The 22,710-nt window shown below is 32.6% G+C and carries 24 protein-coding genes; 13 read left to right on the forward strand and 11 right to left on the reverse strand.

Going from position 1 to position 22,710, the window contains the following annotated elements:
• Positions 1–641: 641 nt before the first annotated feature.
• From NNL09_RS24445 to NNL09_RS24470, 6 genes are all read right to left on the reverse strand, one after another.
• A complete protein-coding gene (locus NNL09_RS24445) occupies positions 642–1,337 on the reverse strand; it encodes a hypothetical protein (protein ID WP_025663988.1) in 696 nt (231 codons plus the stop codon).
• A gap of 132 nt (positions 1,338–1,469) precedes the next feature.
• The gene (locus tag NNL09_RS24450; RefSeq protein WP_025663987.1) at positions 1,470–2,156 is read right to left on the reverse strand and encodes a lysoplasmalogenase family protein; all 687 of its coding nucleotides are present in this window, start codon (positions 2,154–2,156) and stop codon (positions 1,470–1,472) included.
• On the reverse strand, positions 2,153–4,147 hold the full coding sequence (gene ligA, locus NNL09_RS24455) for an NAD-dependent DNA ligase LigA (protein WP_025663986.1): 1,995 nt from the start codon (positions 4,145–4,147) through the stop codon (positions 2,153–2,155). The genes NNL09_RS24450 and ligA overlap by 4 nt, the downstream gene beginning before the upstream one ends.
• A gap of 139 nt (positions 4,148–4,286) precedes the next feature.
• A complete protein-coding gene (locus NNL09_RS24460) occupies positions 4,287–4,877 on the reverse strand; it encodes a TIGR00730 family Rossman fold protein (protein WP_025663985.1) in 591 nt (196 codons plus the stop codon).
• Positions 4,878–4,889: 12 nt separating this feature from the next.
• A complete protein-coding gene (gene prmC, locus NNL09_RS24465) occupies positions 4,890–5,741 on the reverse strand; it encodes a peptide chain release factor N(5)-glutamine methyltransferase (protein ID WP_025663984.1) in 852 nt (283 codons plus the stop codon).
• A 19-nt stretch (positions 5,742–5,760) separates the two neighbouring features.
• On the reverse strand, positions 5,761–6,249 hold the full coding sequence (locus NNL09_RS24470; RefSeq protein WP_025663983.1) for a GNAT family N-acetyltransferase: 489 nt from the start codon (positions 6,247–6,249) through the stop codon (positions 5,761–5,763).
• 116 nt (positions 6,250–6,365) lie between these two features.
• Between NNL09_RS24470 and NNL09_RS24475 the strand changes: the two genes are divergently transcribed.
• The 6 genes from NNL09_RS24475 to NNL09_RS24500 all read left to right on the forward strand — a co-directional run bounded on the left by NNL09_RS24475 (position 6,366) and on the right by NNL09_RS24500 (position 10,688).
• Complete coding sequence (locus NNL09_RS24475) at positions 6,366–6,827, forward strand: hypothetical protein (RefSeq protein ID WP_025663982.1); 462 nt, start codon at positions 6,366–6,368, stop codon at positions 6,825–6,827.
• Between the two features lie 184 nt (positions 6,828–7,011).
• Positions 7,012–7,479, forward strand: a complete 468-nt coding sequence (locus NNL09_RS24480; RefSeq protein ID WP_196911414.1) for a hypothetical protein — start codon at positions 7,012–7,014, stop codon at positions 7,477–7,479.
• A gap of 70 nt (positions 7,480–7,549) precedes the next feature.
• Entirely contained in the window at positions 7,550–8,596 is a 1,047-nt protein-coding gene (ribD, locus tag NNL09_RS24485; protein ID WP_196911413.1) for a bifunctional diaminohydroxyphosphoribosylaminopyrimidine deaminase/5-amino-6-(5-phosphoribosylamino)uracil reductase RibD, read from the forward strand.
• Positions 8,589–9,197 carry an HAD family phosphatase gene (locus NNL09_RS24490; protein WP_025663979.1) on the forward strand — a complete coding sequence of 203 codons (609 nt, stop codon included), beginning with the start codon at positions 8,589–8,591 and terminating at the stop codon, positions 9,195–9,197. Before ribD ends, NNL09_RS24490 begins: the two co-directional genes overlap by 8 nt.
• Complete coding sequence (locus NNL09_RS24495; RefSeq protein WP_196911412.1) at positions 9,194–10,063, forward strand: EamA family transporter; 870 nt, start codon at positions 9,194–9,196, stop codon at positions 10,061–10,063. The genes NNL09_RS24490 and NNL09_RS24495 overlap by 4 nt, the downstream gene beginning before the upstream one ends.
• A gap of 10 nt (positions 10,064–10,073) precedes the next feature.
• The gene (locus tag NNL09_RS24500) at positions 10,074–10,688 is read left to right on the forward strand and encodes a YigZ family protein (RefSeq protein WP_025663977.1); all 615 of its coding nucleotides are present in this window, start codon (positions 10,074–10,076) and stop codon (positions 10,686–10,688) included.
• Here NNL09_RS24500 and NNL09_RS24505 read toward each other — a convergent pair.
• On the reverse strand, positions 10,685–11,089 hold the full coding sequence (locus NNL09_RS24505) for a thioesterase family protein (protein ID WP_025663976.1): 405 nt from the start codon (positions 11,087–11,089) through the stop codon (positions 10,685–10,687). The genes NNL09_RS24500 and NNL09_RS24505 overlap by 4 nt on opposite strands.
• Positions 11,090–11,292: 203 nt before the next feature.
• Here NNL09_RS24505 and dnaA point away from each other — a divergent pair, with 203 nt between their 5' ends.
• From dnaA to NNL09_RS24520, 3 genes are all read left to right on the forward strand, one after another.
• On the forward strand, positions 11,293–12,720 hold the full coding sequence (gene dnaA / locus NNL09_RS24510; RefSeq protein ID WP_025663975.1) for a chromosomal replication initiator protein DnaA: 1,428 nt from the start codon (positions 11,293–11,295) through the stop codon (positions 12,718–12,720).
• A 92-nt stretch (positions 12,721–12,812) separates the two neighbouring features.
• The gene (locus NNL09_RS24515) at positions 12,813–13,283 is read left to right on the forward strand and encodes a low molecular weight protein-tyrosine-phosphatase (protein WP_196911411.1); all 471 of its coding nucleotides are present in this window, start codon (positions 12,813–12,815) and stop codon (positions 13,281–13,283) included.
• 256 nt (positions 13,284–13,539) lie between these two features.
• Complete coding sequence (locus tag NNL09_RS24520; RefSeq protein WP_196911410.1) at positions 13,540–14,268, forward strand: SAM-dependent methyltransferase; 729 nt, start codon at positions 13,540–13,542, stop codon at positions 14,266–14,268.
• A gap of 16 nt (positions 14,269–14,284) precedes the next feature.
• On the opposite strand, the gene NNL09_RS24525 is transcribed toward NNL09_RS24520, so the two are convergent.
• From NNL09_RS24525 to dapF, 4 genes are all read right to left on the reverse strand, one after another.
• Positions 14,285–14,926, reverse strand: a complete 642-nt coding sequence (locus NNL09_RS24525; RefSeq protein ID WP_025663972.1) for a hypothetical protein — start codon at positions 14,924–14,926, stop codon at positions 14,285–14,287.
• Between the two features lie 353 nt (positions 14,927–15,279).
• The gene (gene mltG, locus NNL09_RS24530) at positions 15,280–16,323 is read right to left on the reverse strand and encodes an endolytic transglycosylase MltG (protein WP_196911409.1); all 1,044 of its coding nucleotides are present in this window, start codon (positions 16,321–16,323) and stop codon (positions 15,280–15,282) included.
• Entirely contained in the window at positions 16,313–16,840 is a 528-nt protein-coding gene (locus tag NNL09_RS24535) for a GNAT family N-acetyltransferase (protein ID WP_025663970.1), read from the reverse strand. The genes mltG and NNL09_RS24535 overlap by 11 nt, the downstream gene beginning before the upstream one ends.
• On the reverse strand, positions 16,834–17,619 hold the full coding sequence (gene dapF, locus NNL09_RS24540) for a diaminopimelate epimerase (RefSeq protein ID WP_196911408.1): 786 nt from the start codon (positions 17,617–17,619) through the stop codon (positions 16,834–16,836). Before dapF ends, NNL09_RS24535 begins: the two co-directional genes overlap by 7 nt.
• Positions 17,620–17,785: 166 nt before the next feature.
• Here dapF and NNL09_RS24545 point away from each other — a divergent pair, with 166 nt between their 5' ends.
• From NNL09_RS24545 to trmD, 4 genes are all read left to right on the forward strand, one after another.
• The gene (locus NNL09_RS24545) at positions 17,786–19,195 is read left to right on the forward strand and encodes a trypsin-like peptidase domain-containing protein (protein WP_025663968.1); all 1,410 of its coding nucleotides are present in this window, start codon (positions 17,786–17,788) and stop codon (positions 19,193–19,195) included.
• Between the two features lie 139 nt (positions 19,196–19,334).
• Positions 19,335–20,783: a glyceraldehyde-3-phosphate dehydrogenase gene (locus NNL09_RS24550; protein ID WP_025663967.1), complete on the forward strand. Its 1,449-nt coding sequence runs from the start codon at positions 19,335–19,337 to the stop codon at positions 20,781–20,783.
• A gap of 352 nt (positions 20,784–21,135) precedes the next feature.
• The gene (locus NNL09_RS24555; protein WP_025663966.1) at positions 21,136–21,753 is read left to right on the forward strand and encodes a hypothetical protein; all 618 of its coding nucleotides are present in this window, start codon (positions 21,136–21,138) and stop codon (positions 21,751–21,753) included.
• A gap of 65 nt (positions 21,754–21,818) precedes the next feature.
• Positions 21,819–22,496, forward strand: coding sequence for a tRNA (guanosine(37)-N1)-methyltransferase TrmD (gene trmD / locus NNL09_RS24560; protein ID WP_025663965.1), 678 nt, complete (start codon positions 21,819–21,821; stop codon positions 22,494–22,496).
• The last annotated feature ends 214 nt before the right edge of the window (positions 22,497–22,710 follow it).

Here is a 22,710-nt window from a genome sequence, read left to right on the forward strand (position 1 = left end):
AAATAAAGTACAGCACGAAGCTATAAAAAGATAAATTGATTTCTCGTATCGATTAGCAACATAAATAAAAAAACAAACTGTAACAAATAAAAGAAGACTTACTATGATCAATATTACTGATCCTATAGAATTTATGATTTTGGGCAAAACCAATCTAGTAATAGAAAAAATAAGATACCCTATCAAAAATACACTAACTATAACCTGAAGAGATATTAATTTATTTAGTTTTATTTCCTTTATCGATATGAAATTCTTTAACAAAAGCAAACACAAAGTATAGAATAAAGCAATTAGTATTGCAATAATTGAAAAATACTTCGCAAAGTCTAAATACACAAAAACATCGGTTGCTGCAATTACAAGCATACTTAAAGGAAATAGAATACTGGTTTTTTTCACAAACCTTTGATACAAAACTATTAATGATATAGAAACAATTGGTTTAATATATACCAACACCCATTTATCAAAAAAGATAGCTACACATATAACGATCAAAAAAGCAAAATAGGTTAATAGATATGTAATATTTATTGTTTTCAAAGATTTTTTTAGAAGATTACAAGATTCATATATAGTAATTAATTTAGGTAATATGGTATTTCTATTTTCAACAGTTAGCGTTTCGTTATTTAAAATCAAAACCCTTCGAACTCTTCAGACTTAAGAACTAACGATTTAGTTATCATATAGTTTACCAAAAAAAGAAGAGCAATCGGGCTGCATATTAGCATAAGAACATTAAGCTCTTTAGATCGTAGATAAAATCTATCGATTAAAAACATAAAGTCACTAAATGCAAAATTTAACATAGATAAAAAAAACCATAAAGATTTTTCTGATCGTATGTTTATATAATGCATCGCTCCTACAATTAGTAAAACATAAATTAGTAACAAATAAAGAAACCCTAATACTTGCATTTCTTCCATAGGGTCTTTAAGCTCCAGGTAAGCCATAAAAAATATAATTGTAAACAGAGAGCTGCCTAATACCAATGTAAAAACATCTCTACTATTATACACAAATGACTTATGATTATAATACAAGAAATAAAACAACAGGATATAGGCCACTATATGTGCCTCTATCTGAAATTTCACAATATTATCAATAGTATAAAATACACCTAACTCTTTTATTAAGAAAACCAGAAGAACAATAACTTTAAATGTTCTTATTTGTTTAGAATTTACAAAATAAAGTGCGGTTATCAATACAACAAGAATCAAACTAGTATACGTGTTTAAAAAATCATTTTGAAACACATATCCTAATACTTGTATAATAATTAAAAAAGAAATTAAAAGCTTTAGTAGTTTTTCTCCATTCATTAATTTTAATTTGCATCCCAAAAAAATCAATATAATTCTCTATAGAACACTTCGTTACACAATCATAAAATTTTTCCCTTACACAAGATACTAAATTTTGAGACAACTCAAAATGGTCACAAAAAATGCTCTTTACAATTTATTTAATTTTAAAGAAGTCGAACTAGATATCTTAAACTGTACAAGAAAAAAAACAGCCAATAATTGGTAAATAGAATTAATAATTTCAAATTCGATTGAAGACACATAAAACCTGTTTAATGCAAAACAAGAATCACTAATGACAAAATTTAACACCGCAATCAAAAACCATAACGACTTGGTTGACCTAACATTTACATAATGAAAAACGGCTCCAATAAACAAAAAGTATAAGATCAGTAAATACACCAATCCATAGTATTTAATATCCCCCATTCCTACATGTATTGCGTCATAAATCTCATAAACAATTAGAGACCATACCACAAAGAAAATTGACACATAGGCGATATCTGTACCATCATAATCTATAGGCTTATGATTCTTATATAAGAAATAGAATAATAACAAATAACAAATACCATAACTTAGCAATACATATATAAAACTATGCTGAAAATCTGTAAGCAAAAATATATCTCCCAGAAAACAAAGTAATAAAACCAGTAAAAACGGAATACTTATACGTTTTGTATTAAACCAATACAACATAAAAAACAAAGGTACAGTGGTTGGCTTTATATACAACTCTAAATCAGGCCAGTTCATAGCAGTACTCAATACACAAAGTCCCCCCGTAATGAGCAATAACACCTTAATAAGAGTTCTTATTTTCATGCTATTTTACTAAGAAATTCGTCTTCACTAATAATAGGAATCTCTAGTGCTTTTGCTTTTTCTAACTTACTAGGTCCCATATTAGCGCCTGCTACAATAAAAGAGGTTTTAGAAGAAATAGAACTAGATATTTTACCTCCATTATCTTCTATCATTTTTTTAAGTTCATTACGTGAAACTTTTTCAAAAACTCCTGAAACCACAAATGTCTGTCCTTGCAGAGTATCTGTTTGATTTGCTAGTTTTTCTGCAGAAATTTCTAACTGAACTCCGTATTGTTTTAACCTGTTGATTAAATTTTTATTTTCTTCTGAAGCAAAAAACTCTACAACACTTTGAGCTATCTTTATTCCTATCTCATCTACATTTACCAGTTCTTCTTCTGAAGCTTCGATAATAGCATCAATAAACTTATAATGTTTTGCGAGTTTCTTTGCTACTGTTTCTCCCACATATCGAATTCCTAATGCAAATAAAACACGCTCAAAAGGGATTTCTTTAGATTTTTCTATTCCGGCAATAAGGTTTTCTGCACTTTTTTCTGCCATCCTTTCTAAAGGAACAACTTGCTCTTTTTTTAATTCATAAAGATCTGCATAGTTTATGATCAGGTTTTCATTAACCAACAATGCCACGGTTTCTCCTCCCAGCCCATCGATATCCATCGCTTTACGAGAAATGTAATGCTGTATGCGTCCAATTATCTGAGGTGGACACCCTTGGTAATTAGGGCAATAATGCTGAGCCTCTCCTTCTTTGCGTATAAGATCGGTATGACATTCTGGGCACTGTGTTATATATACTGTTGGTTGCGAATTGTTGTCTCTTTTTTGAAAATCAACTGCTATTATTTTTGGAATAATCTCCCCTCCTTTTTCGACAAAAACCGTATCTCCAACACGTATATCCAATTTCTCAATCTGGTCGGCATTATGCAAAGAAGCTCTTTTTACTGTAGTTCCTGCAAGCAATACTGGTTCGAGATTAGCTACCGGCGTAATTGCCCCCGTTCTACCTACCTGATATGTAATTTCATGAAGGGTTGTAAAAACCTGCTCGGCTTTAAATTTATAAGCCATAGCCCACCGGGGAGCTTTGGCTGTAAAACCCAGTTCTTCTTGCTGCTGAAGATTATTTACCTTAATCACCACACCATCTGTTTCATATGGTAAATTATGGCGATGCTCATCCCAGTATATTACAAAATCCAGTACCTCATCGATCGAATGTACCAATTTAGATTCTACAGGAACTTTAAACCCCCATTCTCTGGCCTTTTCTAAACTTTCAAATTGAGTTACAATTCCTAATCTATTTCCTACAATACTATATAACAAACAATCTAGTGGTCGCTTAGCTGTTTCACTACTGTCTTGTAATTTCAAACTACCAGAAGCTGTATTTCGGGGATTAGCATAAGGGTCTTCTCCTGCTGCTATTCGTTCTTCATTCATTTTTTCAAAACCTTCATAAGGTAAAATAATTTCTCCCCGAATATCAAATTTTGGAGGAAAACCATCTTTCAGCTTTAATGGCACAGAGTTAATGGTTTTTACATTTGTCGTAACATTATCTCCTTGAATACCATCTCCTCTGGTTACTGCCTTTACCAATACCCCATCTTCATAAGTAAGACTTATGGATGCTCCATCATACTTAAGTTCGCAGGTATAACTAACCTCTCCATCAACCAACTTTTTGATACGTTTTTCCCAATCTAATAAATCTTCCTTTGAATATGAATTATCCAGAGAATACATTCGATGCTCATGAACTACCGTTTCAAAATTCTTGGTTACTTCGCCCCCAACCCTAAGTGTTGGAGAATTAGGATCGTAATATTCTGGGTGTTTTTCTTCTAACTCCTGTAGTGTTTTGAGCTTCATATCAAACTCATAATCACTTATTACTGCAGCATCCAGTACGTAGTAGTTATAATTATGCTGCCTTAGTTCTTCCCTTAATTGATTGATGTGTTGTTCTGTATTCATTGGTACTTATATGTCTTGTTTTTTAATGGTCAGACAAAATACCTACCATGTATCGGCAGGTTTAATGGTTAAGACAATTATTCTTTATTGTTTTTTAATGTTGTTATAAATCGTTTCGTTTTCATTTGGTTAATGAATATCATGTCCTCTCTGGCTTTAACCATTTTGGTACTTGTGCCGGCTTGAAGGCTCTCATTTTTCCTAATAACCTATCTATATCATCATCAACAAGGAGCAATTCATAATTTTCCATTTTTAAAAAACCTCTTTTCACCATATTTTCTAACAAAGCTAACAGGTCATTATAAAATCCTCCGGTATTTAAAAGTCCAATTGGTTTTTGATGTAAACCTAACTGAGACCATGTTATAATTTCGAACAATTCTTCTAATGTCCCAAATCCCCCTGGTAATGTAATAAAACCATCACTAAGCTCTTGCATTTTCATCTTTCGCTCGTGCATATTAGCAGTAGTAACTAGTTCATATAATCCCTGATGCACTACTTCTTTTCGTTTTAAAAATTCTGGGATCACTCCTATCACCTTCCCTTTTTGCTGCATCACTCCCTGGGCAACCTTTCCCATTATCCCAATTTTTGCAGCACCATACACCAGAGTGATTTTTTGTTCTGCTAGTTTTTCCCCTAGCAACAATGCCTCGGCAATAACCCTGGTATCATTCCCCTCGCTGCTTCCACAAAATACACAAATTGAATTCAGACTGTTCATAGTAATAGATTTTTAATTTAAACGAGCTCTTATCATACGTTCATTATCATATATATCCTTACGCACTTCTACAGATTTAAATCCTTTGCTCTCGATCATACTTTTGGTTTCTATACCCAGGTATTGATTAATTTCAAAATACAAACTACCATTTTCTCTTAATTTTCCCTTAGTCAAATCTGTGATTTTCTCATAAAAGAGTAAAGGTTCATTATCAGAAACAAACAAAGCTTGTTCTGGTTCATTATCAAGCACATTAGATTTCATTTCTTTCTTCTCTAACTCTCGTACATAAGGCGGATTAGAAACTATGATATCAAAATCTTGAAATAGATCTTCGATTTCCAGAACATCTGCGTTAATGAACGTGACCTCTACATGGTTTTTCCTGGCATTTTCTTTGGCCACCTGTATGGCTTTTTCTGATATATCTATTGCATATACTTTGGCTTCAGGTATTTTTTTTGCTAAAGAAATAGCTATACAACCACTTCCTGTACCAATATCCAGTATTGTTATTGATTGTTTCTCTTTTTTTTGATCTTTTAAAATCCAATCTACTAACTCTTCGGTTTCTGGTCTCGGAATCAATACATGTTCATTAACTATAAATGGTATTCCAAAAAAATAGGTCTCCCCAATTATATATTGAATAGGCTCTTGTTTTTCGAGTCGTTTTATAGCATTATCAAAATTCGTTTTTTCATTAACAGTGAGTGTTTTATCGAGACACATAGCAACATCTACTCTTTTAAGTCCTAAAATCTCTTCAGAAAGTATATAAAAAAAAGACAATATTTCTTCAGAATCGTAGATCCCCGATAAAGAATTTGTAAAATTAGCCCTAAGGTCTTTTATCTTCAATTTGAAGTTTATTTTTAGATTATAGATCTTTTATCATCCATGCCTGACAACTATAATGTCCGGTATCTCCAATCGGCTCTTCCAAAGGGATAAAGCCTACTTTTTTGTATAATTTCCTGGCAGATTCCATGTAAGGCATTGTTTCCAAATAACATTTGGCATACCCTTGTTCTTTTGCAAAATCAAGACATTTATTTATCATTGCATATCCAACTCCTTTGCCTCTTGCCTGTGGTAAGAAATACATTTTTTGCAACTCGCAAATATCTCTAACAACTTCTCCCTCTAATGGGGCAATACCTGCACCACCAATGATTCTACCTTCTTCTTCGACTACGTAATACTTCATTCTCGAATAGTTATAAGTTTCATGCATACTATCCAAAGACTTATCTTCATAAGCAGTACCCACCTTAGGCACTCCCATTTCTATTAAGACTTCTCGTATTACCGAGGCAATTACTTTATTATCTTTTGGCTGTATTGCTCGTATTTTTATATCATTCATTATTTTTAAAATACTATTTTTGTGGTATCACCAGAAGATTCTTCTAATCTTCGTTTTACTAAAAAATTAACTTCTTAAAAGGTATTGAAATATACGTTAAATCTAACAAGGAATCAATGAATAAGTTTCTATTATTATCAACATTACTTATAGGTATTACCAGTTGTTCTATTTCTAAAAAACCTGAATTTAAATATGTCGATAATATCGAGGTTAAAAATGTCAGTATGCGCAATATAACACTTAAAGCAGATGCTGTTTTTAATAATCCAAATCACATAAAAGGAAAACTTTCTATAGACAGCATACACATTTTTGTTGATAACATGGATGTAGGAGCACTCTCTTCACAAGAGTTCGATGTTCCTTCAAAAAATGAATTCGCTATTCCATTAGAAGGAACTTTTTCACTTTCTAAAGTCTATAAAAAAAATAAAAATAGTATTCTTGGCAGTGTATTAAAAGTAATTCAGAGTGATTCGCTTGACATACAATACAAAGGGGTAATTCGATATTATTTTGGAAATTTTTCTTATCCTTATACAATTGATAAACAACAAAAGGTAAGATTAAAATAAAAACAACAATTCTACACAACATGATTTGGTGGTTTTTCACTGAAAACAGGGATTCTAGACCTATATCAAGTAACTATATTTGTGCTACACGTTCAATATTCTTAAACGCAGTTTCTTTCTTGACAATTGCACTATCATAAACCGAAATCTATCAAATTCCATATTAATTAATCTTGAAAATAAAATGATTAAGCAGATTAAAAACTTTATTTTAATTGTAATTTTTTTTCCAGTTACAAACTCTTTTAGCCAAACTCAGAATACATCTGAAGTTATTGAAATCACCCCAATAAAAACAGAATCATTTAAATATTATCAACTCGAAGCCAAAACAACTGAAGGCGTAGCAGGCAAAATTTATTTAAATGGTAAAAAATTACATGAATTTGAAAAATCAGCAAGCCAGGTAAGTAACAATAAAGCTCAAAAGCTTATAAAAAATGGCACCAATGAGATTGTACTCAAAATATCTTCAATTGATAAAGGTGTAGAAAAAGGCTATTTTTCTAAATGTGTTGTTTTTATAGCCATACATGGTGTTAATGAAAAAATCTTCCCTTCTAAAGAAACTCAAATAATTCATATTAAATGGAATCCTAAGAAAGATCAAAAAAAAGGTGTTATCAAGTATGTGTTTGAACTAAAAAGATAATTAATCAATACTACAAGCCTACAACACCATATAAAACACATAGTTTTACTTACTTTTGTTATTTGCAAAAGTGAAAACACACGAGAAATACATAAAACGCTGCATACAGCTTGCCAAAAACGGACTAGGAACGACCTACTCAAACCCTTTGGTAGGTAGTGTAATTGTGCATAACGACAGTATCATTGGTGAAGGATGGCATTATCAATCGGGCAAACCTCATGCCGAAGTAAATGCTATTGCTTCGGTAAAAGATCACTCTCTTTTAAAAGACGCTACCATCTATGTTAGCCTTGAACCTTGTAGTCATTTTGGAAAAACACCTCCTTGTGGCGACCTCATTATCCAAAAAGGAATCAAAAAGGTAGTTATCGGTACAATAGATACTTTTGCAAAAGTATCGGGCGCAGGAATTCAAAAATTAATGAATGCTGGCTGTGATGTAATTGTTGGGGTTTTAGAAAATGAATGCTTAGCATTAAACAAAAGGTTTTTTACTTTTCATAACAAAAAACGGCCATATATCATCCTAAAATGGGCAGAAACTGCAGATGGTTATATTGCACCGGTTACTACAAACAAAAGAGAACCTGTTTGGATTACAAATACATATTCTAGGCAAATTGTACATAAATGGCGAGCAGAAGAACAAGCCATTTTGGTTGGCAGTCAAACCGTTATTAAGGATAACCCCAAACTTACCATCAGAGATTGGTCTAGCCAACATCATCCCATAAGAGTTGTGATTAACAGATCAGGAAAAATACCTAAAGATTCTGCCGTATTAGATCAATCGGTAAAGACAATTGTGATTACTTCAGAAAAATTCAAACAAGAAAACAGCAATACTCTTATTTATGAGGTTGTCGACACGCAAGAGAACCTTGCCAAAGAAATATGCAACATTCTTTATAAACACAACATCCAATCAGTGATCATAGAAGGAGGTTCTTATACAACACAATCTTTTATTGATAAAAACCTATGGGATGAAGCTAGGGTTTTTGAAGGAAATATTACTTTTGGAACCGGAATAAAAGCACCTACACAAAATGGAAATCTAATTTCTGAACAAAAAATCATGACAGACACCCTAAAGACATATCAAAATGATTAAAACTATAATTTTTGATTTTGGAGACGTCTTTCTTAATTTAGACAAGTCCGCAACAGAAAGAGAATTATACAACCTTAAAAACGAAAAGCTTACTACAGAATTACGAGAGCTTAACATCTTGTATGAAGCAGGTAAAATTACTACGAAAGAACTTATAGAAAATTTTCAGAAGCATATTCCAAAAGCTTCAGAAAAGCAACTTGTCTATGCATGGAATGCTCTTTTACAGGATTTCCCTAAACATCGTCTAGAATTTATTCAGAAACTAGCTTCAGAACAACGTTACCAGTTGATCTTGCTTAGTAATAATAATGAATTACATATTAATTGGATTAAGGAACATATTAGCTTTTTCCCTGCATTCAAATCATGTTTTGATGCTTTTTACCTCTCTCACGAAATCAACTTACGAAAGCCAGAACCTTATATTTTTGAATTTGTTCTAGAACAACACCAATTAAACCCAAGTGAAACACTTTTTATTGATGATACAAAGGATAATACAGACACTGCTGCTGCACTGGGAATGCACATCTGGAACAACAACCCTGTAACCGAAGATGTTACAGATTTATTTACCATAAAATCTGATTTATTTTGATCTATTTAGTTTTAAGTGTCTTAGCGTCTACTCTGATTTTTATCATCTTTAAGTTATTTTCTAAATACCATGTAGATACGCTACAGGCAATTGTTGTAAACTATATAGTAGCTTCTATTTCAGGAATCATAGCATACTCAGAGCCAATAGATTTACCCTCTATCTCTGGGAAAGAGTGGTTTTATGGAGCAATGATCCTGGGGATAATATTCATATCTGTATTTAACCTAATGGCAATTACTACACAGAGAAATGGACTATCTGTAGCTGCAGTAGCTACCAAAATGAGTTTGGTGATCCCCATTGTATTTGGAATTATAGTATATCAAGAAAGTACTGGTATCACAAAAATTGTAGGCATTCTAATTGCACTTATCGCGGTTTACCTCACTTCGATTAAAACCACCGGAGGAATCCCAATAACAAAAAAGAATTTAATTTTTCCATTACTGGTTTTTATCGGAAGTGGGATTATCGACACCAGTATTAAGTTTTTAGAAACACATTATGTGGCTAAAAATGATATTCCGGTTTTTTCTGCTACCGTTTTTGGATTTGCTGCCATTGTTGGAATTATCACACTAGCATCTAAAGCTATAACCGGAACATTAAAAATTGCATTTAAAAATATTATTGCAGGGATTATATTAGGAGTTCCAAATTATTTTTCGATCTATTTCCTCATTCAAGCATTACGCCATGATAGTATGGACAGCTCTACAGTATTCACTATTAATAATGTAGCTATACTTTTGGTTTCAACTCTTGCAGGAATTCTTTTTTTTAAAGAAAAATTAATCCCTAAAAACTGGATAGGCATCATCCTGGCTATTATTAGCATTATCTTAGTGGCCTTTTCTATATAGCATATATTCATTGGAAACAAAAGACACATATAAAACAATCAATATCCCTGGAGAGGAAGCTCTTTTTAAAGATAGAAATAGCAAGTTTTTTGGATACACATTCCCTATTACTACAGAAGAGGAGGCCAAACATATTATTGCCGATCTTAAAAAGAAACATCATGCCGCACGACATTGGTGTTATGCATGGAAAATAGGGACAGAACCTGCCACATACCGTATTAATGATGATGGCGAACCTTCTAACTCTGCAGGCCAACCCATCTATGGTCAGATTCTATCTTTTGATGTTACTTATATACTAATTGTTGTAGTGCGTTATTTTGGAGGCGTCAAATTAGGAGTTGGCGGATTAATTAATGCCTATAGAACTGCTGCTCAATTAGCACTTGAAACTTCAGATATAGTCGAAAAAACAATTAATATTGATTTTGTACTTATTTTTGAATATAAAGACATGAATAAAGTGATGAGAATTATTAAAGAGCATAATCTAAAAATCACTAAACAAGATCACGAATTGAATTGTAAAATTCACATTTCGGTAAGAAAAAAGTTTGCAGATAAAATAAAAGATGTTTTTTCCCCGTTGTATGGTATAGAAATTAGAAAAACACAGGGTTAATAGTTTTTTATTTTTTCAAGCAAGTAAGAGGGACATGGAATAGGCTTTCTTGTTTTACTATCAACAAAGACTAAAGTTGTAGATGCTGTTGTTAGTAATTCATTATTTTTATTAAAAATCTCAAAATCGAAAACGATTTTTGCTGTAGGAATTTTCGTCAACGAAGTTTTAACAATTAATTCATCGTCGAAAAAGGCAGATTTCTTAAATTTAAAGTCTAATGTAAACACAGGAAGCATAACGCCATTTTCTTCCATTGATTTATATGAAACCCCTAATCGGGATAACCAATCAATTCGTGCCAATTCTAAATACTGCGCGTAGTTACCATGATATACTACACCCATCTGATCGGTTTCAGAGTATCGCACCTTTAGTAAAGTTTCTGAAGTGATTAGCATATTTTAAAAATAAGGGGTTATTTAGTTAAATTAAAAAGTAGTGTTGTCAAATTATGCAAAAAAAATAATTAATATTCAACCCCTAAATCGTTTTTTTTTTACATTTTTTGTTCACATATTTGTCATGCAAAAACAGTAAGGAGTTTTTCAGCAATTTCTTTTTAGTACCTTAATATAACAAAAAAGTAAACCTGACCACAAGAATGAATGTAACCGCGCAATCAGTTTGGGATAGTTGTTTGTCTTTCATAGAAGACAATATTACACCTCAAGCTTTTAAAACATGGTTTGAACCAATCAAAGCTGTAAAGCTTACGGATAGCGCTCTCAGTATTCAGGTTCCTAGTAAATTTTTTTATGAGTGGCTAGAAGAACATTACGTAAATCTACTTAAAGTATCTTTAACTCGAGAATTAGGAGAAGGCGCTAAGTTAGTTTATGTTATTAAAATGGAAAACACATATGGCAACAAAAAGCCATTTACTGAAAAAATTCCAAGTTCTAACCGAACTCCTGTTAACTCACAAGAAGTTGACGTTCCTATTAAAAGTAAAAATCCCGAGTTAAAAAACCCATTCGTTATTCCTGGAATACGAAATGTAAAAATAGAATCTCAATTAAACCCAAGTTATAATTTTGAAAATTTCTTAGAAGGAGACTCTAACCGATTAGCTCGTTCCGCAGGTATGGCCGTAGCCAACAAACCTGGAGGCACCTCTTTTAACCCTTTACTTATTTTTGGAGGAGTTGGCTTAGGAAAAACACACCTGGCTCATGCAATCGGTGTTAACATAAAAGACAATTACCCAGAAAAAACGGTTTTATATATTTCTGCCGAAAAATTTACACAGCAATATATAGAATCTGTAAAAAAGAATAACAGAAACGATTTTATTCATTTTTATCAGATTATCGATGTTTTGATTGTCGATGACATTCAACTATTATCTGGTAAAGCAGGAACTCAAGATGTATTCTTTCATATTTTCAACCATTTACACCAAAACGGAAAGCAAGTAATTCTAACAAGTGATAAAGCTCCTGTAGATATGCAGGATATAGAACAACGATTACTTTCTCGTTTTAAATGGGGATTATCTGCAGAATTACATCAACCTGATTTCGAAACCAGAATTTCGATCATCAAAAACAAACTATATCGTGATGGCGTAGAAATGCCTGAAGAAATAGTTGAGTTTCTAGCAAATAATATTAAAACCAATATCCGAGAGTTAGAAGGCGCAATTATATCATTAATAGCTCATTCTTCTTTTAACAAAAAAGATATCACAATAGACCTTGCCAAAGCCATAGTAGATAACTATGTTAAAAATACAAAACGCGAGGTATCTATTGATTACATCCAAAAGGTGGTAAGTGATTATTTCCAAATGGATGTAGAAACGCTACAATCAAAGACCAGAAAGCGTCATATTGTACAAGCAAGACAACTAGCTATGTTTTTTGCCAAAAAACTAACCAAAGCCTCTTTAGCCAGTATCGGTACACAAATAGGAAAAAGAGATCATGCTACTGTCCTACACGCCTGCAAAACAGTAGATAACCTATCATCTACCGACAAGCAATTTAGAAAATATGTAGAAGATTTAGGAAAGAAGCTTACATTATAACTTTACATTGTTTATAAACAGATCAATACTAATAATTCAATTACATTATTAGTAAAAACATATACCACATCTAAAACAACAAAACAAACTACATGAAAGTTAAAATTCTAATGGTATGTTTAGGCAATATATGCAGATCCCCCTTAGCAGAAGGTATTTTAAAATCTAAACTCGACTCACGTTTTTATAGCGTAGCATCTTGCGGAACCAGCAGTTATCATATCGGCAGCAAACCCGATCAACGCTCTATCGATATTGCAAAACAATATGATATTGACATCACAGATCAAAGAGCTGCTCAATTTAAAATTAGCGACTTTACAACATACGACTACATATACGCTATGGATGGTTCTAATTATCAAAACATAATTAATCTAGCCAGCAATGATCATGAAAAAAATAAAGTGAAACGTATCTTAAACGAATCACACCCCAATAGTGATCTTGATGTTCCTGACCCATATTATGGAGGTGACCAAGGTTTTGAAGACGTATTTCAAATGCTTGACAAAGCATGCAACAATATCGCTACAAAACTCAAAGATTCTAATCATTCATAAGGTGCAACAATAACCAAACAACGCGGTTAGCATCAATATCATTCCATCACCATATACTATCATCACAAATAATAGCGTTACAATAGATAGCAATAAAAAAAATAATACTATTTTAGTATACACCCTACCAAGGGCATAAAAACGTTCTTAAACCTTAAAGATTAATTAATTTATTGATAATTCACAAAATGCAGATACACATCACAACAACACTATCAATAAAAAGGTCTTTAAAAAACCAGTTATAAAACAACCTATGGAATTTAAACCCCTAGATCCCAAAGGAAAATTATACCTAATCCCAACACGATTAGGAGATGATGTCCCTTTAGAAGTACTTCCTATATCTATTAAAAAGGTATTAGAGCAAGTAAATCACTATATTGTAGAAAACGAAAAACCCGCAAGACGATTTATAAAAAAGGTAAGCCCCAGCAAGTCTCAACGTTCTATTGTTATACACACTGTTAACAAATACACAGACATCTCGGAGATACCAAGCTATCTTACACCTTGCCTTAATGGGGAATCTATCGGTTTATTATCTGATGCTGGATGTCCCGGAATTGCAGATCCTGGAGCAGAAGTTGTTAAAATAGCTCACGAAAAAGGAATACCAGTAACACCACTTGTAGGACCATCATCGATACTATTAGCTATGATGAGCAGCGGAATGAATGGTCAAAACTTCACTTTTAACGGCTATCTCCCCATCGATAAAAACGAAAGAAAGTCAACCATAAAACACCTGGAAAAAATCTCTTTAGAAAAAAATCAAGCACAGATATTTATTGAGACCCCATATCGAAATGACAAAATGTTTTCTGACCTCAAAACCATACTAAATACCAATACTAGACTATGTATTGCATGTGACATCACACTAACTACCGAATTTATCACCACCAAAACGGTTGAAGAATGGAAAAAAGAAGAAATAGATCTTCATAAAAGGCCAACCATATACATTATACAAAGAGATTAAGCCTAAGAAAAAGGAACTAGATTGCTTTTGCTTTTTTGTTAGGAACAACAAAAGAAGTATCGTACCCTCCAAATCGTTTCATATAATAACGAATTGTAGTACCAAAAGCATCTGCAAACCCTTCTACTCCACCGCTACGTAAATATTTTTTTACCGCACCTGGCCCAGATAAGTGAGCTGCAGCCAGAATCCCTGATTCTGTTACTTCTACCCCATTTATCCTTCTACCAACATACCACTTTATATCCCTACGCAGTACCCACTTATTTCTAGACAGATTAGCATAAAATGCTTTTTCCTGAAGAGCAGGATTATTAAGAAATTTATTTCTTTTTACATTTTTGACACCTATCAAATCAAGTGTTCCTTTACCAAATTGATATTTTCCCAAATAACCAAATTGATTAACCACACCATAATCTCCACGAGACTCTTTAAAAGCAACAGCCTCTTTAAACCCTATATAAGATTTACCAAGCTCTGGAGAGATAAATGTATTATCGTCTTCTATTTCACTAAAATTTGGTGCAATGTAATACAGATCCAAACCTTCTGTACTATAAGAACTAAGATCTATACTTTCTTTTGTTTTAAAACTTAGCAAGAGTATTCCCCCAATTGTAAGTAATACAGATAATCCTACTATCTTCTTTATCATATAAAAAATTTCTAAGTAGCCATCATAAATGACGTCCCCCACTACTTAAATTTTTGCCGTGCAAATATACAACTTTTTTGAAAAATAAAAAGAATCAAGTGTTAAAATAATTATAATACTGAAAAACAGTGATTTACAGCAAAAAACAGGCTTAAAAACGGTTAAATCTTCCATAAAAAACCTTAAAAATGACACTTAAACGTCAAACCTAGTGTTTTAGTCGATAAAAAATGTATCCTCCTATTTGTAAGTAATTCACAAAAAAGGATGCACTTTTGTTAATAAATTCGTGTTATTTTTTATTCAAAAAGAAGAAATCACTGTTTTTTTCCTACAAAAAAACAAGTCGACAATCATCGTCTTACCCCCTGCTTATTAATCCAATCAATATATTGTTTTTTATTACGATTATGCTGGCTAATGGTCTTGGCAAATTTATGATATCCAAAATTTTCTACATTAGCTACAAAAAAGTAATATTCATGCTTTTCATAGTTAAGAACCGCATCTATTGACGAAATATCAGGCATCGCTATTGGTCCTGGAGGTAACGAAGCATATTTATAAGTATTATAAGGGCTATCCAGCTCTAAATCTTTATATAATACGCGCTTTATTATTACATCCCAGTCATTGCGATGTTTTTTAATTGCATAAATTACGGTCGGGTCTGCACCTAATTTCCAATTATTATTATACCTATTCATATAAACTCCTGCTACTCTTGGACGCTCATCAACTTTTGCAGTTTCTTTTTGCACAATAGAAGCAATAGTAATCACCTGATTTTGGGTTAACCCAATTTGCTTTGCTTTTGATACTCGGGATTCGTTCCAAAATCGCTTATACTCTTTCAACATTCTTTGTCTAAACTGTTCTGCAGAAGTATTCCAAAAGAACTCATACTTATTAGGAATATACATCGCTAAAGCAGTTTCTAAAGAAAAATCATTTGCTTCTAAAAAAGATTCTTCTTTAAATGCTTTTAATAAAGAAATACTATCCGGTTCGATTTGCGAAGCAATTCTACCCGCAAGGTTCTCCAACCTTTCTTGATTATTAAAGCTTACGTGTATAGGTGAATTTTTACTTCGTAAAACATTTATAATATCGTTATTATTAAGGTCTTTGTGCAAAACATATCGCCCCGCCTTAATGTTATCAATATATCCTTTCCTTCTTGCAATCCTATCAAAACTGTAAATATCGTTAACCACAGGACTAATCGTCTCAATAAGTTCTGTATAGGTAGCTCCCGTAGGAATATAGATGGTTGCTGTTTCAGTTTCAAAATTCGTATTGGGAGAAAAAACTGCTTGATATACATAATACGCAAAAATTCCTCCTGCAATTAAACCTAATAATGCAATAACTAATAGTATTTTTTTAATGTACATATACTAATTGATATAAAAATTCGTCTTTATAAATATCTTTTACTCGATTCCACTCTTTCTTTACCCCAACTTTATTAAACCCTCTATTTTCGAATAATTTAATACTAGTCTCATTATCTTCAGAAATATTTGCATACAATTGATGCAAACGCAAGTGAGTAAAACCATAGTTTACAATAAGTTCTAAAGCTTCTGCTCCATAACCCTTGCCTCTATTTTCTTTTTCTGCTATCAAAACACCTACTCCCGCTCTATTATGCATAGGATTGAAATCAAACAAATCTATCAAACCCAGTGTAGCATGATCATTAGAACAAATAACCAATCGCAACTGTTTTACCTCATAAATATCTTTATGTGAATTCTCTAAATACTCTTTAATCAAAAATCGAGAGTATGGAGTCTGGGTAGAGCTCATTTCCCAAATCTGTTCATCATTTTCTACAATATAAACAAAATCAAGATCTTCGGGCTCAAGAGCCCGCAAATAAATATTTTTCCCTTTTAATGTTACCATGTAATCTCCCCTTTAAAAACCTGTTCTGCAGGTCCTATCAAAAAGATATTCTTATATCCATTTCCATTTTTTTGAAAAGTAACTTTTAGTCTTCCTCCTTGGGTATGAATATCAATTTCCTGATCATTTGTTAATTTGGTCGCATGCATAGAAAGAGCCACTGCAGTAACTCCCGTACCACAAGATAGCGTTTCATTTTCTACTCCCCTTTCATAAGTACGTACAGCAAATTCGTTCTCGTTTTTCTTTTCTACAAAATTCACATTACTACCAGTTTCAAAATAAGGAGCTCCTTTTCGTATCGCTCTTCCTTTATTTTCTACATCATAATTCGTTAAATCTTTAACCATTGCAACATGATGAGGAGAACCCGTGTCTAAAAATAAATGTGTATCATACTTCTCTATCTCAGACACATTTTGCATTTGCAAATACACCAGATCATCTTTTATTTCAGCATTATGCTTACCATCAATTGCAGTAAAGGTAGCCTTATCTTTTATTACACCGAGAAAAGCTGCAAAAGCAACCAGGCATCTCCCTCCATTACCACACATTGAACTTTCGTTTCCATCTGCATTAAAATAAACCATTGTAAAGTCATCCTCTTTATCCTGAGGAAGCTCTAACAGCATTAAACCATCGGCTCCAACACCAAATTTTCTGTCACAAAGTCTGGCAAACAATTTGGTATCATTTTTGGAGAGTATAGAATCTCTATTATCAATAATTACAAAATCATTCCCGGTACCCTGGTATTTATAAAACGTAAGAGTCATTATTCTTTCAATTATAAGGGCAAAGGTACAAAGAATGTTATCAAAAAACCGTTGTTAATTGTGAGTTAAATTTCATAAAAAAAGTATACTATAATTGTAATTTTAAGAGTTAATACAAGTCTATTAGATTAGTATTACATAAATCAAACAAAAAAAAGAGAAGAAAATGAAAAGATTTTTGAGTTTACTGGTTGTAGCTATCCTAGCAGGTATATTTACTTTAGGCGCATATAAAATGTTTTTAGAGCCTGAAGCCATTGTTGTTAATGAAAGTGAAGCCAAACCAAATCTAACCCCTGTAAATTATACCCTAACTAATACTAATGCTTCTGTTTCTGGTATTGATTTCACCACTGCTGCAGAAAAAACAGTGAATGCAGTAGTTCATGTTAAACAATATGGGATTACGCGTACACCAAGAAATTTAATGGAATTTTTTAGAAATGGTGGAGCGCAGGAAAGAAGAATTCAAGGTGCTGGATCAGGAGTTATTATTACAGAAGATGGATATATTGTTACTAATAATCATGTAATTGACGGAGCTACTGATTTAGAAATTACACTAAATAACAATAAATCTTATAAAGCCAAAGTAGTTGGTACTGCTCCACAGTCTGATATAGCACTCATCAAGATCGATGCTGAAGAAAAATTATCCTACATCCCATTTGGTGATTCTAATTCGGCTAAAATCGGAGAATGGGTACTTGCTGTAGGAAATCCGTTTAATCTTACTTCTACTGTTACTGCCGGTATTATTAGTGCAAAATCAAGAGATTTGGATGAATCTGATGGTAAAGCTCAATCTTTTATACAAACAGACGCCGCTATCAATCCCGGAAATAGTGGTGGTGCATTAGTAAATGTAAGAGGAGAATTAATCGGGATAAATACAGCCATAACTTCACAAACCGGAAGTTATGTAGGATATGCCTTTGCTGTACCTTCAAATAATGCTAAGAAAATAATCGACGATATTATAGAATTTGGCGGCGTACAAAGAGGTATATTAGGAATTACAGGAGGAACTATAAATCCAAAAGCTATGGAAGCTTATGGTATCTCTACCACCCAAGGAGTAGTTGTAGCATCTGTTGCCGATGACAGTGGAGCAAAAAAAGCAGGGCTTTTAGAAGGAGATGTCATAAAAGAAATAGATGGGTTACCAATAAGAAAATTTTCAGATTTAACAGGGTATGTAAACAGCAAGAGACCTAAAGATGTTATTAATGTACGTGTGTTAAGAAAAAATAAAGAACTTATTTTACCGGTTACCTTATCAAAATACGAAATTCAAAAATATAATATAAACGATGTTGGTGTAGAAGTTATGAATCCTCCTAAAGGATATTTAAACAACTTTAAACTTGATCATGGAGTTGTAATTAGCAAAGCACTAAGTTCGAGAATGAAAAGATATAATTTGGAAGGTCTTATTATTAGCGAAATAGACGGAAAAAAAGTGAAGAATGTTATTGAAGTAAAAGAAATAATCGAAAGTAAATATAAAGATGAAGATATCACCATTAGCCTGGTAGACAGAAATGGTCAGAAAAGAGAATTTGTATTTCAATAAGCATCACAAAACACAATTATAATAGCACCTCCCATTACTTTTATAAAGTAATGGGATTTTTTTTCATAAAAGGTTTCACGAAAACGTTTGAAATATATACTTTTGCACGAAATTTCAAGACTTTAAAACACAACACATTATGAGCTCTAACGAAGTTTATGAAAAAGAATTAGCCTTTCAGGCAGACAGACGTCGCGCTACAGTAGCATTTATAAAGACTGTAAGTGATCTTTGGTACGACAATTCTATCGAGTTGGTACTTTTCCGCAATCAGTTAATTGATAAAAACGTAAGTGAAATTATCAATCTGCACGAATATGCTGGCGAGTTTGTACAAAAACCTATTTCAATTTTTGATTCTGTAGAAATTGCGCAAGCTATCAAATTAATGAATTTACCTCCATCAAAATTAGACATAGGTAAACTTACGTATGAGTATCATTTGGCAAGTGATGAATACAGCTCGATAAATAGCTTTGTACAAAATAAGCTAAAAGATGCAAAAACATTCAAACCAATTTCTCCAAAAAACGTAGTCCTTTATGGATTTGGACGAATCGGTCGTTTGGTAGCCAGAGAATTAATGACCATTACAGGTAAAGGAAGCCAATTAAGACTTAGAGCTATAGTAACGAGAGGAGCTATCACTCAAGAAGTATTAGAAAAAAGAGCCTCATTACTTCGTAGTGATTCTGTACATGGAGACTTTGCTGGTACCGTAGAAACAGACTTAGCTAATAGTGCTTTAATCATAAATGGTACCACTGTAAAAATTATTAGCGCCAATAATCCAGAAGATATAGATTACACTTCTTACGGAATTCAGGATGCTCTAATAATAGATAACACAGGTGCTTTTAGAGATAAAGAAGCACTAAGCAGACACCTGGTAGCAAAAGGAGCTAGTAAAGTATTACTTACCGCTCCCGGAAAAGGAGTTCCTAATATTGTACACGGAGTTAATCATAAAGAACATGATCCAGACAAAGTAGATATTTTTTCTGCTGCTTCTTGTACTACCAATGCAATTACTCCAATACTACAAGCTGTAGACGAAAGTTTTGGCGTTGTTAATGGTCACCTAGAAACAATACATGCATATACTAATGACCAAAACCTGGTAGATAATATGCATAAAAAATACAGAAGAGGTCGTGCTGCTGCTCTAAACATGGTAATCACAGAAACAGGAGCAGGAAAAGCAGTTTCTAAAGCGCTTCCAAGTTTTGAAGGGAAATTAACATCAAATGCCATACGAGTTCCTGTACCAAATGGATCATTAGCAATTCTTAATCTTAATTTAGAAAAAGAAACTTCTAAAGAAAGTATGAATACAGTACTTAAAAAATATGCATTAGAAGGAGATCTGGTAGAGCAAATAAAATATTCATTAGATAACGAATTAGTATCTAGCGATATTATTGGTTCTTCTGCACCCTCTATCTATGATAGCAATGCTACTATTGTTGATGCAAAAGGAAATAATGCTGTTTTATACGTGTGGTATGATAACGAGTATGGATATAGTCATCAAGTAATTAGGCTATCAAAATATATTGCCAAAGTAAGACGTTTTACTTATTATTAGTAGCCGTTTTTACTAAAATTTATAAAGTCGTTATTTATATAAATAACGACTTTTTTTATTGCCATTCTTCAAAAAGAAAAAGTGTCATTTCTAAAACCTGTTTTAAAAAGATGTAAGATTTTAACTATCAACAATCTAGATTCAAAATCATCTCTATGTGAATTCTTGCAAAAAAAACTTTATAATTACTTACAATATCGTACATTTATTACCGTTACAGAAGAAATTAATAACCGAAAAGAAACGACATATAAATATTCCCTATACCACAAAGTCATTAGTTATTTTATTCTCTAACTACTCTACATTATAGGGATATCGTATCTAACCATTAAAAATTAAGAATAACAATATGAAATTACCACAGTATCTACTAGTTTTAATACTACTTCTATCTTTTTTTGAAACTACCTATGCACAAGAAGAAAATGCAACTGTTGCTGATGCTTTAAGGCAGGAAAAGATCGAAGGGCAATTTGATATGGTGATAAAAAAATCCGGGAAATTTCAAGAATACAAAGTAGTAAAGCTAGTTTGGCTAAACAAACTTAAAAGCAACACTATAGATACACTTAAAACATTAGAATCAAAATTAAACACTACCAATCTTAAGATTGATGAGCAAAAATCTACAATAACCGGACTCGAAGAATCACTTGCCAAAACAAATGGAGACCTTACTGCTGTTACTAAAGAAAAAAACAGCATTAACTTTTTTGGAGCAGCACTAACCAAATCCAGTTACAAAACCATTATGTGGGTTATTATTGGTGTGCTCATCGCCTTGCTTAGCTTCTTTATATATAAATTCAAAAACAGTAATGCAATAACGTTACAAGCCAAAAAGTCTTTAGCCGAAACTGAAGCAGAGTTTGAGGATCACAGACGAAGAGCCCTGGAACGAGAGCAAAAAGTAATGCGTAAGCTTCAGGACGAAATCAATAAACAACGTAAAGCTGGCGCTAAGTAGTTTTAATTTCTAGATTTTCATCATATTCTTTTGCATCTTTGCACCCACAAATGAATTAGATAAAGATGCGCATAGATATCATCACCGTAGTACCCGATATACTAAAAAGTCCTTTTGAGGCCTCTATAATGAAGCGATCAATAGAAAAAGGATTGGTCGAAGTACAATTTCATAATCTTAGAGATTATACCGATACAAATTATAAACAAGTTGATGATTATCAATTTGGTGGTGGTGCTGGTATGGTTATGATGATAGAGCCTATCGACAAATGTATTTCTAAATTAAAATCAGAAAGGGATTATGATGAAGTCATCTATATGACTCCGGATGGCGAAACTTTAAACCAAGGAATTGCAAACCAATTATCATTAAAAGGAAATCTAATTATTCTTTGTGGTCATTACAAAGGAGTAGATCAACGCGTAAGAGATCATTTCATTACCAAAGAAATATCTGTAGGAGATTATGTACTATCTGGCGGAGAACTAGGTGCACTAATATTATGCGATACAATCATTAGACTTATTCCGGGAGTACTAGGTAACGAAACTTCTGCATTAACCGATTCTTTTCAGGATAACTTATTAGCCCCTCCTATTTACACAAGACCCGCAGAATATAAAGGCTGGAAAGTACCAGAAGTTCTAACCTCTGGTAATTTTCCTAAAATAGAAACATGGCGAGAAGAACAAGCATATCAAAGAACAAAAGACAGAAGACCTGATCTGTTAGACGAATAAAACAAAGCCTCGTCATCATCATAATTAGCTATTCACAACAATTTAAAGTCAATTAAGCTTTCTCTAATAGTCAGACATTGAGAAAGGTAAATCAATAGCAAACTAATAATAATTGCAAAACACTTGCAAATCATCAAATAATACTTATTTTTGCACCCTGATTAGATCAACCTCTGGCGAAAATCGTGAATGTTGCTTTAATAAAATCAAGAAA

Origin of the sequence: Aquimarina sp. EL_43 (genome assembly GCF_943422735.1) — a bacterium.
Lineage (GTDB): Bacteria > Bacteroidota > Bacteroidia > Flavobacteriales > Flavobacteriaceae > Aquimarina > Aquimarina megaterium.